Source organism: Cryobacterium sp. M25 (genome assembly GCF_002929635.1).
GTDB lineage: Bacteria > Actinomycetota > Actinomycetes > Actinomycetales > Microbacteriaceae > Cryobacterium > Cryobacterium sandaracinum.
On record NZ_PJJU01000028.1, the window covers coordinates 18194 to 31828 of the forward strand.

The following is a 13635-nucleotide window of genomic DNA, read 5'->3' on the forward strand; positions in this document are numbered from 1 at the left end:
GTCAGGCCAGGATGCCCGCGTCAGGCCAGGATGCCGCGGACCTTTTCCACGTCGTCGTGCATCTGCACGATCAACGGTTCGATTCCGGTGAACGCGACCATGCCGCGGATACGTTCGACGAAGGACACCTCCACCACATGGTCGTACAGGTCGATGTCCTGGTCGAGCACAAAGGCCTCGACCTGCTTCTGCGCCACACCGTCGAAGGTGGGGTTGTTGCCCACCGAGATGGCCGCCGGGTAGCGGATACCGGCATCCGTCAGCCAGCCCGCGTAGACCCCGTCCGCGGGGATGAGCCCCTCGGACGCCGGTGACAGGTTGGCCGTGGGAAAGCCGAGTTCGCGTCCTCGCTTCGCGCCGTGCACGACCTCGCCGCGCACGGTCGGGTTGTGCCCGAGCAGGGTGGTGGCTGCGCCGACCTCGCCGCGGGAGAGCAGCTCGCGGATCCAGGTCGACGAGACCCGGCGCATCCGGTCTGGTTTCACGTCGTCGATCAGGCGCACGGTGAACCCGAACCGGTCCCCCAGCTCCTGCAGTAGGTGCACATCGCCGGCGCCGCGAGCGCCGAACCGGAAGTCGCGGCCGACCAGCACGGTGCGCGCGTGAAGCCCCTGCACCAGGATGCTCTCAATGAAGTCCTCGGGCGAAAGAGCGGCCAACGCCGAGGTGAACTCGAGCAGGAGGGTGGCGCGCACGCCGGTCTCGGCGAGCAAGGCAAGCTTCTGTTCGGTGCTGATCAGGGTCTGTGGGCACTCCTGGGGGGCAAGCACGGCGAGCGGATGCCGGTCGAAGGTCACCACCACGGAGGCCAGTCCGTCGCTGTCGGCGAGTGCCTGCAACTCGGCGATGACCGCGCGGTGCCCCGCGTGCACGCCATCGAACTTGCCGATGCTGACCGCGGAGGCCGGCCAGTCGGCCGGGATATCGGCGACGCCGCGCAGCACCTTCACTCGCGCACCTTCCCGCTCCGGGACAGCCACCACATGCCCAGGACCGGCAGCACGAGCGGGATGAAGAGGTAGCCGCGGCCGTACAACGACCAGACCGAGTCGTGCGGAAACAGGGCCGGGTCGACGAGGCTGAGGGTGCCGACCACCAGCACGCCGGCGAACTCGAAGCCGATCGTGATCCAGGCCACGCGGCGCCAGCGTCCGCCGCTCCTGATCAGGGCCACCGTGGCGACGATGTAGACGACCGCGGCCAGCGCGGACAGTGAGTAGGACAACGGTGCCTCGGCGAATTTGGAGGCGATCTGCACGAAGGAGCGGCCCGTGGCGGCGAGCGCGAGGAGGCCGTAGACGGCGATCAGCACGCGCCCGATGCCGGTCACCGGGGTCGGCCGAGCGGTCTCGGCGGGCGTCCCTGCGGCGTTGCTCTGCTGTGCGGTCATGGCTTCCTAATTATCGCAGCATCCGTGGATCTGATTTCACGGGCGCCGGACTTCTCGGCGCTGAATCTCACAGGCCCTGGACGGTCCAGATCTGCCACATGCGGTAGACCATCACGGCGACGCCCAGCCCGGCGACGCCCAAGATGACCGTGCTCCAGCGGCTACGTTCGATCAGCGCCCAGGCTGCGGCGGCCACGGGCACGAGAATTGCGCTGATCAGGTAGGTGTAGAACTCGAGCAGGCTGCCGGTCGCGGTGTTGCCCGTGAGCGGGGCGACGATCGCGACGACGAGTTGCACGATCAGCAGCAGCTCCACGAGCGCGGTGGCACCCATGGTGAGGTCGCTGGGTTTGCGCCCGGCCAGGCCGAGGGCGATGCAGAGCAGGCCGGCGAGGGTGGCCATGGCCAACTGGAGCCACATGAACCACTCGATCATGCGGTGGCCTTCGGGGCTGCCGCGGTTTGCGGGGCATCGGCGACCTGATCGGGCGGGAAGTTGAGCAGGGACTTGGCGTGGTCGCCGCGGTACTCGACCAGGCCGACCAGCCGGCCGTCCGGCGCGACCGCGGCCACCGGGCCGACCGGCACCGCCGTGCCGGCTTCGGCGTCGATGCCGACTGCGCCGTCCACCGCGATGCGCTTGCCGTGTCCGAGGTCGATGGCCTGCTGCTCTGTCAGGTCGAGGCGTCCCAGGATGCGCGTGGCGGCATCCGTCGGGCCGATCAGTCCGGCAGCGACGTCGAGCTCGGCGAGCGGCTGGGCCATGTCGATGCCGAACGGGCCGATCCGGGTTCGGCGCAAGCTGGTGAGGTGGCCGCCGACATCGAGGGCGGCGCCGAGGTCGCGGGCCAGCGCCCGGATGTACGTGCCGGAGGAGCACTCCACTCGCACCTCGAGGTCGAGGAAGCCGTCGGCCGGGGTCAGGGAGAGCATCTCGAACGCGCTCACGGTGACGGGGCGGGCCGGCAAGTCCACTTCCTCGCCGGCGCGCACCCGGGCGTAGGCGCGCTTGCCGTCGATCTTGATGGCGCTGACGGAGCTGGGCTGCTGCGCGATGGCGCCGGTGAGGGCGCCGATTCCGGCCGCGACAGCTTCCGGCGTGACGGCGGCCACGGCGTCGACGGATGCCCGCGCCAGCTCTTCACCCTCGGCGTCGTCGGTCGTCGTCGACGCACCCAGTCGAATTGTCGCCAGGTATTCCTTGTCGAGGCCGACGACGTACGTCAGCAGGCGGGTGGAACTGTTGATGCCGAGGATCAGCAGGCCGGTGGCCATCGGGTCCAGCGTGCCGGCATGGCCGACCTTGCGGGTGCCGGCCAGGCGGCGGGTGCGGGCGACGGCGTCGTGGCTGGTCCAGCCTTGGGGCTTGTCGACCAGGAGGAGTCCGCTGACGGTGGCGCCGACCTTCATCGACCGCTGCCCGGGCGTCCGTTCGACTGTCGGTTCGCTGGCTGGCCCGCCGGATGCTTCGTTCATTCTTGACATGGTATCCGGCCCCGGCCCGGCGCTGACCCATCGGGCGCGACCTAGGCTGGGGGGATGAATATTGCGGTGATCGGAGCCGGTGCCCTCGGCGGCACGTTCGCGACCCTGCTCGCCCGGGCCGGTCATACGGTGACCGTGACGGCGCGCGGACCGGCGCTGGCGGCCATCCGGGCCGAGGGGATTTCACTGACCGGGGCCTTCGGAACCGTACGCCAGCATCCGCTCGTGCTCGAACGTCTGGCCCGGACCCCGCAGCTGACGCTCGTCTGCACCAAGGCCCAGGATGCGGCTGCGGCCATCGGCGAGAACGCCCGGGTGCTCGATGGCTCCCCCGTGATCGTCGTGCAGAACGGCCTCGACGGGGTGCTCACCGCGGGCTCTCTGCTGCCCCGCTCGGACTGCTTCGGCGCCCTGTCGATCATCGCGGCGAATTACGCGGCACCCGGCCAGGTGACGATCACAACCGCCGCGCCCACCTATCTGGGCCGGGGAACCGGCGCCGCGGATGCCGCCACGCTCGCCTGGCGGGACGTGCTCGCCGGCGCCGTGCCCACCGTCGCCCTCGACAACTTCGTCGGCGCCCAGTGGACCAAACTCGTCGTCAACATGCTCAACGCACTACCCGCGATCACCGGGATGAGCGTTCAGAATGTCATCGACCACGCCGGGCTGCGCCGCGTGATGACCGAGAGCATGCGCGAGACCGTGGGGGTGGGGATGAAGCGCGGGGTGCGTTTCGGCAGCCTGCAGGGGCTCGGCGACCGGCCGTTGAGAGCCTTCTCGCGGCTGCCGCCGGCCCTCGGCCAGGTGCTGCCGCTGAGGCTGAAGGCCCGCATGGGCGACGTGCCGAACCTGGGTTCGACGCAGCAGAGCCTGAAGCGCGGGCAGCTCACCGAGGTCGACTTTCTCAACGGCGCGGTGGTGCGGGAAGCCGCCCTGGCCGGCGTGCGGGCGCCTGTGAACGAGCTGCTGACCACTCTCGTGCACGAGGTCGAGGCACGCGGGGTGCCGCTGGCCCCGTACGACGTGCTCGAGCGGTTCGCGGCGCTCCGCCACTGACCGTCGCGACCCGTGACCCGAGACCCCGATCAGCAGCTGTCGAGGAACACACGGCGCGGGTCGGCCGGGTTGCTCACGTCGACGATGGCCGTGGCCCGGCTGCGCGGACGCACCTCGCCGCGATACAGCCGGTCGGCGACCTCGTGTTCGGTGACCGTGCCGGTATCCTCGGCACCGCCTGGTCCGAAGCGCACCGCGTCCGCCTCGGTCTCCACCAGAACGCTGTACGACCACAGGTCGCGCAACTCCTTGCGGTTCAGGTACTCGCCGTCGAGAATCAGCGTGGCGTCGGACGGCCCGGTCAGCCAGGTGGGCTGGATCCAGGCATCCCGGTCGGCGTCGAACGCCCGGGTGACGAAACCGGTGCTGCCACCCAGCCGGAACGGGTCGAGCAACACGCGCCGCAGCAGCGAGAAGTCGTACAGGTGGCGCAGCAGCCGCTCGGGAGATTCCGGGCCGAAGCGCTCCTGCTCCGCGCGCGACCGCCGGAAATCGCGCAGGGAGGCTGAGAACACCGGATGCTCCCGCTCATCGAACACGGCGGCCAGGTCGTCGGCGAAAGCGGCGCGCTCCGCGGCATCCGTGCCGTCGATGGCGACGACCGTGCGACCGAGACCGTAGACGCCAAGGATTTCGGTCACGAGTTCCCGCAGGAACTCGATCCGGGGAGTGGAGGCAAGCTTCATCTTTCGAGCCTAGATTAGAACGGTGAATGCCACGCTCACGCTCACGCTTGCTCCTGCAGCCGGCTCCCCTGCCCTCAGCCTCGCCATCAACGCCTGGTTCCGGGGCAATGCTCGCGACCTGCCCTGGCGCCGGCACGGCTTCGGCGCCTGGGGCGTGCTGGTGAGCGAGTTCATGCTGCAGCAGACCCCGGTGAACCGGGTGATTCCCCGGCTCGCGGAGTGGCTCGAGCGCTGGCCGACCCCGGGTGACCTCGCGGCGGTCCCGCCCGGCGAGGCGGTGCGGGCCTGGGCAAACCTGGGCTACCCTCGCCGCGCTCTGTGGCTCCACGCGGCCGCGGTGGAGATCACCGAGCGGCACGATGGGGTGGTCCCCGCCGACGTCGAGGCATTGCTGGCCCTCAGCGGGATCGGCGACTACACGGCCAGGGCGGTCGCCGCGTTCGCCTACGGCCTGCGGCATCCGGTCGTCGACACCAACACCCGGCGCGTCATCGCGCGCGCCGTGGCCGGTCAGGCCGAACCGGCCCCACCCAGCCGCACCCGCGACCTTGACGCCATGAGCGCGCTGCTCCCACTCCCCGTGAGCGACGCCGCCGTATTCAACGCCGGCATGATGGAGCTGGGCGCCGTGGTCTGCACCGCCAGGATCCCCCGGTGCGATGACTGCCCCATCCGCGCCGCCTGCGCCTGGCGCCTGGCGGACTACCCGCCCTATTCCGGCCCGCGCAAAGCCGTGCAGAAGAAGTTCGAGGGCAGCGACCGAAAGGTGCGCGGCTTGATCATGGCCGAGCTTCGCGCCACCCGGCACCCGGTGACGGATGCCGAGATCACCGACCTGTGGGCCGACTCACCCCAGCGTGACCGGGCTTTGGCGGGCTTGCTGTCCGACGGCCTCGCCATTGCCACCGCGCCCGGCGAGTACACCCTGCCGCAGGAATAAGCCCCTTCGGGCGCGAGAAAAGCCGAACCGGCCCGCACACCGCTGACGGATGATGCGGGCCGGCACGGCCGACCGGTCACTGACCGGCAGGTGTTGCTTCCTTACTTCTGCAAATGCGACCCGGCGGGAACTTCGGCGGGAACTTCGGCGTGTTGGCCGCCCCCGGGCTGCGCCTCGTCGTCTTCCTCGTCGTCTTCCTCGTCGTCGCCTTCGTCTTCGCCTTCGTCTTCGTCGTCGTCTTCGGCGTATTCGCGCGGCTTGACGTAGGGGTCCTCGTCGCCGGCATACTTCGCCGTGCGAGCCTGCTCCTCAACCTGCGTGTCGCGCTCGCGCGCCTCACGCAGCAGGTCGTCGATCAGGGCCGCATTCTCTGGGATGGCGTCCGCGATGAATTCGAGCGACGGCGTCAGCCGGGCGGTGATGTTCTTACCGACCTCGCTCCTCAGCATGCCGGTGGCCGCCTTGAGCGCTGTCGCGCTGTCGGCTCGTTCCTCCGCCGAACCGTAGACCGTGTAGAACACCGAGGCGTGCTGCAGGTCACCGGTCACCTTCACGTCGGTGATGGTCACGAAACCGAGCCTCGGATCGCGGAGTCCGCGTTCGATGCGCTTGGCCACGATGACCTTGATGCGGTCGGCCATTTTCCTGGCGCGTGCCGGATCTGCCATGGTCTAACTCCTATTGTCGAAAAATTACCGAAGGTGCGGGCCCCGCCGCGTCCGAGTTCAGGAACCCCGGCGAAACCCACACCCATCATCCGTACGTCCTTAGACCCGCGGCTTTTCCTTCATTTCGATCGTCTCGATTTCGTCACCGATCTGGATGTCGTTGAACTTGCCCAGGCCGATACCACACTCGAAGTCCGTACGGACCTCGGTGACATCGTCCTTGAACCGGCGCAGTGACTCGATGCCCAGGTTGTCTCCCACGACGACACCGTTGCGGATTACCCGCGCCTTGGCGTTTCTCGTGATGACGCCCGACCGTACGATGACGCCGGCGACGTTTCCGAACTTGGAGGAGCTGAACACCTCGCGGATCTCGGCGACACCACTCTGCACCTCTTCGAACTCGGGCTTGAGCATTCCCTTGAGGGAGTTCTCGATGTCCTCGAGTGCGTTGTAGATGACCGAGTAAAAGCGCACATCCACGCCTTCACGGGCTGCGCGTTCGCGTGCCTTCGTGTCGGGGCGCACGTTGAAGCCGATGATGATGGCGTTGTCGACGGTGGCGAGGTTGACGTCGCTTTCCGTGACCGCACCGACTCCGCGGTGGATGATGCGCAGCTGAACCGAATCGTCGACCTCGATCTTGAGCAGCGACTCTTCCAGGGCTTCAACAGCACCGGAAACGTCACCCTTGATGATGAGGTTGAGTGATTCGACCTTGCCCTCTTCGAGTGCACGGGTGAAGTCTTCGAGGCTGATCCGCTTGCGGGCCTTGGCCAGCAGGGCGTTGCGCTCGGCGGCTTCGCGCTTCTCGGCGATCTGACGAGCCGTGCGGTCTTCCTGAATCACCAGGAAGGTGTCGCCTGCACGCGGCACGCTGGAGAGGCCCTGAACCTGGACGGCACGGGACGGGGTTGCGGCGAGCACGGGCACGCCGTTCTCGTCTGCCATCGCACGAACGCGGCCGTAGGCCGTGCCCGCCACGATGGAGTCCCCGACGTTCAGAGTTCCCGACTGGATGAGCACGGTCGCCACGGCGCCACGACCCTTGTCGAGGCGAGCCTCGATGGCCACGCCGCGAGCGTCCTTGTCCGGGTTGGCCCGCATGTCGAGACCGGCGTCAGCGGTGAGGAGCACGGCGTTCAGGACTTCCTGGATGCCGGTGCCCTGCTTCGCCGACACGTCGACGAACATGACGTCTCCACCGTATTCTTCGGCGACGAGACCGAACTCGGTGAGCTGCTGGCGCACCTTCTGCGGGTTGGCGCCGGGCTTGTCGATCTTGTTGACTGCAACCACGATCGGCACGTTGGCGGCCTGGGCGTGGTTGAGCGCCTCAATCGTCTGCGGCATGATGCCGTCGTCCGCCGCGACCACGAGGATCGCAATGTCCGTCACCTGGGCACCACGGGCACGCATGGCGGTGAACGCCTCATGGCCCGGTGTGTCGATGAAGGTGATGGCGCGTTCAATGCTTTCGTGTTCGGTGATGACCTGGTAGGCACCGATGTGCTGCGTGATTCCGCCGGCTTCGCCCGCGGCCACCTTCGCGTTGCGAATGGCGTCCAGGAGCGCGGTCTTGCCGTGGTCGACGTGACCCATGACGGTGACGACGGGGGGACGGGCGACAAGCTCGTCATCCGTCTCGTCTTCCAGCTCCTGGTCGATGTCGATGTCGAAGGCGAGCAGCAGCTCGCGGTCTTCGTCGTCCGGAGAGACCATCTGGATCTTGTAACCGAGCTCGGAGCCGAGAACGTCGAACGTGGCCTCGTCGAGCGACTCGGTTGCCGTGGCCATCTCACCGAGGTGGAACAGGACCGTGACCAGGTTTCCGGGGCTCGCGTCGATCTTGTCGGCGAAGTCCGTGATGGACGCACCGCGGCGCAGACGCACCACGGTTCCGCCATCGCCGCGGGGTACGCTCACGCCACCCAGCGACGGAGCCTCGCGCAGCTCAAACTCTGCTCTCTTCGTCCGCTTGGACTTGCGGGCCTTGTTCTTGCCGCCACCGCGACCGAACGCGCCAGCGGTTCCGCCGCCAGGGCCGCGACCGCGACCTCCGGCGCCGCCACCACCGGCAGGACGGGGCGGGCCGAAGCCGGGGGCTCCGGCCGGGGCGCCACCAGGACGGTGGAAGCCGGGGCGTGCGCCGCCGGCACCACCCGGAGCGCCACCGGGACGCTGGAACGCACCCGGACGCTGACCGAAACCAGTCGGGCGCGGGGCCTGCCCGGGTCCACCCGGACGAGGTGCACCGGGGCGCGGGGCCGCGGGGCGCGGAATGTTACTGGGCGAAGACGTGGACGGCGGGCGCTGGCCCATGCCCTGCGCGCTCGCAAACGGGTTGTTGCCGGGACGCGGACTCGGGGTCTTGCCCATGCCCTGGTTGCTGGCGAACGGATTGTTGCCCGGACGAGCCGCCGGCGGCTTCGGCACGGACGCACCGGGTTTGGCTGCGCCCGAAGCGCCACCCGCGGTCTTGGCGACCGGGGCATCCGTCGCGGTCACGGTCTCGGTGACGATCGCGGCAGCCGCAGCCTTCGCGGCAGCCGCAGCCTTCTCGGTAGCCTGAGCCTGACGCTCGGCGACTGTGAGCGGGGCGGTCGGCATCGGCGGGGCGTCCGCGGCCGGAGCAACCGCTGCGGGGACCTCGACGACGGGACGTACACCCGGCTTGACGGCCAACTTGGCCGGGGACGGACGTGCGCCGCCCGGCTTCGCGGGGGTTGTCGCGGCGACGGGGGTGGCGCCGGCTGGGGCTGTAGCGGTGGCGGCGGGAGCCGCGGTGCTGGAGCCATCGGCCGCCAGGGCGGCGCGCAGACGGCGCGCTACCGGGGGTTCAACGCTACTGGACGGGCCCTTGACGAACTCGCCCATCTCTTTCAATTTAGCAAGGGCAACCTTGCTGTCGACGCCGAGCTCGCTAGCGATCTCGTGTACGCGTGGTTTCGCAGCCACAATTCTCCTGTTCCGGGTCTGCACCCGGAAAGGGGCAGACCGTTAGTAACGGACGGGTCTCATTTCGAGCCGCTCATTAGTTATCCATAAGCCTGTTCAGCCTGTTCTCTAGTTGATTCGCGTCCATTGAACTGGTCACGCGAAGGGCACGCCCGAAAGCGTGTCGCCGCAGTGCGTCCTGGAAGCACGCGGTAGTGGGATGCAGCCACGCACCTCGCCCAGGCAGAGTGGCGGTTTCATCCACCACGAGTTCCGATTCTCGGGCTACAACCCTCAGAAGTGAGGATCGCGGAGCGCGCAAACGGCATCCAATGCACGTTCTAACGGGATTCATCGTACCCCCTATTCCGTGTCCTCCAGAATGCTGTCCGGCTGAATGTCGATTTTCGCACCCGTGAGCTTGGCCGCGAGGCGCGCATTCTGACCTTCCTTGCCGATCGCCAGCGACAGCTGGTAGTCGGGAACGAGGGCTCGAACGGCCTTGATCGATTCGTCGATCACGTAGGAACTGGTGACCTTGGCCGGCGACAGTGCGCTGGCGACGAAGGTGGCCAGGTCTGGCGAGTAGTCGACGATGTCGATCTTCTCGTTGTTGAGCTCCACGGTGACGGCGCGCACGCGCTGGCCGAGTTCGCCGATGCAGGCGCCCTTGGCATTGACGCCGGGCTCCGTGGCGCGAACGGCCATTTTGGTGCGGTGACCGGCCTCACGGGCAAGCGAGACGATTTCGACGACGCCGCTGGCGATCTCCGGCACCTCGAGGGCGAAGAGGCGACGCACCAGCGAAGGGTGCGTGCGGGACACCGTGATCTGCGGGCCTTTGAGGCCCTTGCCGACGGCAGTGACATAGACGCGAATGCGCTGTCCGTGCACGTAGCTCTCGCTCGGCACCTGCTCTTCGGGCGGCAGGATCGCCTCGATCGTGCCCAAGTCGACGTGGATCATGCGCGGGTTCGGACCCTGCTGGATGATCCCGGCGACGATCTCACCCTCGCGGCCCTTGAATTCACCGAGCACAGCGTCATCGGCCAGGTCGCGCAGACGCTGGTTGATGACCTGCTTGGCCGCGAAGGCCGCGATGCGACCGAAGTCGGTGGGGTTGCCGACGGCTTCGCCGACGACGTTGCCCTCTTCGTCGTGTTCGGGCACAAAAATGTCGACGTGGCCGGTCTTGCGGTCGAGGACGACGCGCGCTTCCGGCTCTTCCTCGACGACCTGCTTCGTGGAGACTTCACCCTGGTGGGTGTGCTTCACGTAGGCCGTCAGAATTGCTTGCTCAATGATCCGCACGAGTTCCTCGAAGGGAATCTCTTTCTCGCGCTCCAACTGCCGCAACACGCTGAGGTCGATGTCCATGGCCGGCCTCCTCTATTCAGATCTTGCCGCCGCGAAACTGCGCAGCGGGCTCGTCCTAGATTAGCCGAATCCCCGGACGCCCGTCACCCGACCCAGGCCCGTCCCGCACCGAAACTGCCTTCCCCTCGGCCCGAGCGCGGCGCTACGCTGGGCGGATGGCCGCCGATTCCGTATCCGACAACGCTCACCACGCTGCACGCACCGTCGAGGGCAGCCGCACCTTCCAACTTCTGGCCCGCGCCGGTTATGCGGTGAACGGCCTGCTTCACGTCATGATCGGCGCCATCGCAATCAGCGTGGCAACGGGCGCCGGTGGCGAGTCGGCAGACCAGTCTGGCGCGCTCGGGCAGCTGGCCCAAACCCCCGGCGGCGTGTTCGTGCTCTGGACGGTGGTTCTCGGCCTGGCCTCGCTCGGCCTCTGGTATCTGGTACAGGTGTTCCTTGAACCCGCCCAAGATCCGAAACGCAAGTGGGCCCACCGCGCCGTCCTGATCGGCAAGGGTGTCGTCTTCCTGTTCATCGCGTGGACGGCGTTCACGTTCGCCCGCGGAGCCTCGGCAAGCTCGTCGGAAACAGCCAGCGACTCGACCGCGAGACTGCTGTCGATTCCCGGGGGCGTCGTGCTGCTCTTCGTCGCCGGCCTGGCCGTGGTCGTGATCGGCGGCGTCTTCGTTCACCGCGGCGCCAGCCATGGCTTCACCGACAGCATCACGGTGCCCGGCGGCCCGGCCGGCACGGTGGTCGTCATCCTCGGAACCGTGGGCTACATAGCGGAGGGCATCGCGCTGGCCGCCGTGGGCATCCTCTTCACCGTGGCGGCTTTCACGCTCGACCCGGAGAAGGCCACCGGCATGGACGGTGCGCTGAAGTCACTCGTGGCGCTGCCGTTCGGGGTGGCGATCCTGGTGCTGGTCGGCGCCGGGGTGATCGCTTATGGCGTGTACTGCTTCGCCCAGGCGCGGCTCGCCCGCCTCTGAACCTTCAGCCGGGCCGGGCGCTCAGGCGAAGCTGGCGGCCAGTTCGGCAATGGCCACCTGGGTGCGCTCACCGGTGCGACGGTCCCAGAGTTCCACGATGCCGTCGGCGGCGCCACGGCCCACGATGACGATGACGGGGATGCCGATCAGTTCCGCGTCGCCGAACTTGACGCCCGGCGACACCTTGCGGCGGTCGTCGTAGAGCACGTCGCGCTGGGTGCCCTCCAGCATGGCGACAACGGTTTCGGCAGTCTCGAAGACCACATCGTCCCGGCCGGTGGCGATCACGTGCACGTCGAACGGCGCGACCGTCTCGGGCCAGATCAGGCCCTTCGGGTCGTTGTTGAGTTCGGCGATGGTGGCGAGGATGCGGGTGACGCCGATGCCGTAGGAACCCATCGTGACCGTGACGAGCTTGCCGTTCTCGTCGAGAACCTTCAGGCCGAGCGCCTCAGCGTACTTTCGGCCGAGTTGGAAAACGTGGCCGATCTCCATGCCGCGGGCCAGCTCCACCGGGCCGGAGCCGTCGGGCGCGGGATCGCCGACGCGAACCTCGGCGGCCTCGATGGTGCCGCCCAGCGCGAAATCCCGGCCGGCGACGAGACCGAAGACGTGGCGGCCGGGCTCGTTCGCGCCCGTGATCCACTCGGTGCCCTCCACCACGCGCGGGTCAACCAGAAAACGGATGCCGGTGGTCGACTTCTCACCGAACACCGCTCCGTTCGCGCTCCAGGGTCCGATATAGCCCTTGACCAGCCCGGGGAACTTGGCAAAGTCCGTTTCGTTCGCGGCCTCGACCTCGGCGGGGGTGACGGCCACCTCGAAGCGCTTGAGGTCCACCTCGCGGTCGCCGGGGAGGCCGATCACGAGGAGTTCACGGGTGCCGTCGGGTTGGATGAGCGCGAGGACGACGTTCTTGAGGGTGTCCGCGGCGGTCCAGGCGCGGCCGTCGGGACGCGGATGATCGCTGTTGGCCCGATCCACCAGGGTCTGGATGGTGGGGGTGCCCGGGGTGTCGAAGACCTCGGCGGCGGGGAAGCCAGCCCAGTCGATCGATGGCGGGACGACCGTGCGGAACGCCTCGATGTTGGCCGCGTAGCCGCCGGCCGAGCGTACGAAGGTGTCTTCGCCGACCGGGGTCGGGTGCAGGAACTCTTCGCTCTTGGAGCCGCCCATTGCGCCGGCATCCGCCTGAACGATGACGTACTCGAGGCCGAGCCGGGTGAAGATGCGCTCGTAGGCGTCGCGCTGAGCCTGGTAGCTCGTGTCGAGGCCGGCATCCGTGTAGTCGAAGGAGTAGGCATCCTTCATCGTGAATTCGCGGCCGCGCAGCAGCCCGCCGCGGGACCGGGCCTCGTCGCGGTACTTGTCCTGGATCTGGAAGATCGACAGGGGCAGGTCCTTGTAGGAACTGTAGAGGTCCTTCACGAGGAGTGTGAAGACCTCTTCGTGGGTGGGGGCGAGGAGCAAGTCGCTGCCCTTGCGGTCCGTGAGCCGGAAGAGGCCGTCGCCGTATTCGTCCCAGCGGCCCGTGATCTCGTAGGGTTCCCGCGGCAGCAGGGCCGGGAAGTGCACCTCGAAGGCGCCGGCCGCGGCCATCTCCTCGCGCACGATCGTCTCGATCTTGGCCTTGACGCGCAGACCGATCGGCAGCCACGCGAAGATTCCGGGGGCCTGGCGGCGGATGTAACCGGCGCGCACCAGCAGGCGGTGGCTGGTGACCTCGGCGTCCGAGGGGTCTTCGCGGAGGGTACGGAGGAAGTAGTTGGACATACGAATAGGCACTCACCCACTTTACGGCGCGCGGACAGACGTCGCGGCGCACCCGGTGGACGCCGGCACCTGTTCCGCGGTCCGCCGGATTCCACAACCTGCGCCGCGAACCGTCTTGACCGAGGTGCCGCTAGCGGCGGTCGCGCCAGCGGCGGTCGCGCTCGCCGAGACCTGGCGACCCGACGTGCAGACGCTCCCGCCCCGGGCATCCGTTGCGGCCGGTCGCTAACCTCGGAGATTTTCGCAACACGCCGCACAATACGGCGTGGGGTGACCCGGTGTTTCCGGACAGTCCTCCTGAATTCAGGATTGGATAGACAAATGGAACACGAGAAACACAAAC

Annotated in this window: 13 protein-coding genes; 3 read left to right on the top strand and 10 right to left on the bottom strand. The window is 68.1% G+C overall.

The features are described from left to right. Positions 1-20: 20 nt before the first annotated feature. The 4 genes from CXY81_RS01495 to truB all read right to left on the bottom strand — a co-directional run bounded on the left by CXY81_RS01495 (position 21) and on the right by truB (position 2800). Positions 21-950, bottom strand: coding sequence for a bifunctional riboflavin kinase/FAD synthetase (locus CXY81_RS01495; RefSeq protein ID WP_104171537.1), 930 nt, complete (start codon positions 948-950; stop codon positions 21-23). After that, entirely contained in the window at positions 947-1390 is a 444-nt protein-coding gene (locus CXY81_RS01500; RefSeq protein ID WP_104193741.1) for a hypothetical protein, read from the bottom strand. Before CXY81_RS01500 ends, CXY81_RS01495 begins: the two co-directional genes overlap by 4 nt. 67 nt (positions 1391-1457) lie before the next feature. Further along, positions 1458-1826: a hypothetical protein gene (locus tag CXY81_RS01505; RefSeq protein WP_104171535.1), complete on the bottom strand. Its 369-nt coding sequence runs from the start codon at positions 1824-1826 to the stop codon at positions 1458-1460. Then, positions 1823-2800, bottom strand: a complete 978-nt coding sequence (truB, locus tag CXY81_RS01510; protein WP_104171553.1) for a tRNA pseudouridine(55) synthase TruB — start codon at positions 2798-2800, stop codon at positions 1823-1825. The genes CXY81_RS01505 and truB overlap by 4 nt, the downstream gene beginning before the upstream one ends. A 129-nt stretch (positions 2801-2929) precedes the next feature. Here truB and CXY81_RS01515 point away from each other — a divergent pair, with 129 nt between their 5' ends. Beyond that, positions 2930-3934, top strand: coding sequence for a ketopantoate reductase family protein (locus CXY81_RS01515; RefSeq protein WP_104193742.1), 1005 nt, complete (start codon positions 2930-2932; stop codon positions 3932-3934). Between the two features lie 29 nt (positions 3935-3963). Here the strand turns inward: CXY81_RS01515 and CXY81_RS01520 are convergent, their stop codons facing one another. Then, positions 3964-4620: a hypothetical protein gene (locus tag CXY81_RS01520; RefSeq protein WP_104193743.1), complete on the bottom strand. Its 657-nt coding sequence runs from the start codon at positions 4618-4620 to the stop codon at positions 3964-3966. A gap of 85 nt (positions 4621-4705) precedes the next feature. On the opposite strand from CXY81_RS01520, the gene CXY81_RS01525 reads away from it, so the two are divergent. Beyond that, positions 4706-5560, top strand: coding sequence for an A/G-specific adenine glycosylase (locus CXY81_RS01525; RefSeq protein WP_199182903.1), 855 nt, complete (start codon positions 4706-4708; stop codon positions 5558-5560). A gap of 101 nt (positions 5561-5661) precedes the next feature. Here CXY81_RS01525 and rbfA read toward each other — a convergent pair whose 3' ends face one another. The 4 genes from rbfA to nusA form a co-directional block, all read right to left on the bottom strand. After that, entirely contained in the window at positions 5662-6228 is a 567-nt protein-coding gene (rbfA, locus tag CXY81_RS01530) for a 30S ribosome-binding factor RbfA (protein WP_104193744.1), read from the bottom strand. 99 nt (positions 6229-6327) lie between these two features. Then, positions 6328-9186, bottom strand: a complete 2859-nt coding sequence (gene infB, locus CXY81_RS01535) for a translation initiation factor IF-2 (protein ID WP_104193745.1) — start codon at positions 9184-9186, stop codon at positions 6328-6330. A 76-nt stretch (positions 9187-9262) separates the two neighbouring features. Beyond that, the gene (locus CXY81_RS01540) at positions 9263-9520 is read right to left on the bottom strand and encodes a YlxR family protein (protein ID WP_104171530.1); all 258 of its coding nucleotides are present in this window, start codon (positions 9518-9520) and stop codon (positions 9263-9265) included. 8 nt (positions 9521-9528) lie between these two features. After that, on the bottom strand, positions 9529-10542 hold the full coding sequence (gene nusA / locus CXY81_RS01545) for a transcription termination factor NusA (protein ID WP_104171529.1): 1014 nt from the start codon (positions 10540-10542) through the stop codon (positions 9529-9531). Positions 10543-10697: 155 nt separating this feature from the next. Between nusA and CXY81_RS01550 the strand changes: the two genes are divergently transcribed. Beyond that, positions 10698-11519 (top strand): DUF1206 domain-containing protein, encoded by an 822-nt coding sequence (locus CXY81_RS01550; RefSeq protein WP_104193746.1) that lies wholly within the window; start codon positions 10698-10700, stop codon positions 11517-11519. A 21-nt stretch (positions 11520-11540) separates the two neighbouring features. On the opposite strand, the gene CXY81_RS01555 is transcribed toward CXY81_RS01550, so the two are convergent. Further along, positions 11541-13292, bottom strand: a complete 1752-nt coding sequence (locus CXY81_RS01555; protein WP_104171527.1) for a proline--tRNA ligase — start codon at positions 13290-13292, stop codon at positions 11541-11543. Positions 13293-13635: the final 343 nt, after the last annotated feature.

Bases quoted from the DNA above. Each gene is read 5' to 3' on its own strand.
- CXY81_RS01500 (WP_104193741.1), bottom strand. From the start codon at position 1,390: ATGACCGCACAGCAGAGCAACGCCGCAGGGACGCCCGCCGAGACCGCT.
- CXY81_RS01505 (WP_104171535.1), bottom strand. From the start codon at position 1,826: ATGATCGAGTGGTTCATGTGGCTCCAGTTGGCCATGGCCACCCTCGCC.
- truB (WP_104171553.1), bottom strand. From the start codon at position 2,800: ATGAAGGTCGGCGCCACCGTCAGCGGACTCCTCCTGGTCGACAAGCCC.
- CXY81_RS01515 (WP_104193742.1), top strand. From the start codon at position 2,930: ATGAATATTGCGGTGATCGGAGCCGGTGCCCTCGGCGGCACGTTCGCG.
- CXY81_RS01520 (WP_104193743.1), bottom strand. From the start codon at position 4,620: ATGAAGCTTGCCTCCACTCCCCGGATCGAGTTCCTGCGGGAACTCGTG.
- rbfA (WP_104193744.1), bottom strand. From the start codon at position 6,228: ATGGCAGATCCGGCACGCGCCAGGAAAATGGCCGACCGCATCAAGGTC.
- CXY81_RS01540 (WP_104171530.1), bottom strand. From the start codon at position 9,520: ATGAATCCCGTTAGAACGTGCATTGGATGCCGTTTGCGCGCTCCGCGA.
- nusA (WP_104171529.1), bottom strand. From the start codon at position 10,542: ATGGACATCGACCTCAGCGTGTTGCGGCAGTTGGAGCGCGAGAAAGAG.
- CXY81_RS01550 (WP_104193746.1), top strand. From the start codon at position 10,698: ATGGCCGCCGATTCCGTATCCGACAACGCTCACCACGCTGCACGCACC.
- CXY81_RS01555 (WP_104171527.1), bottom strand. From the start codon at position 13,292: ATGTCCAACTACTTCCTCCGTACCCTCCGCGAAGACCCCTCGGACGCC.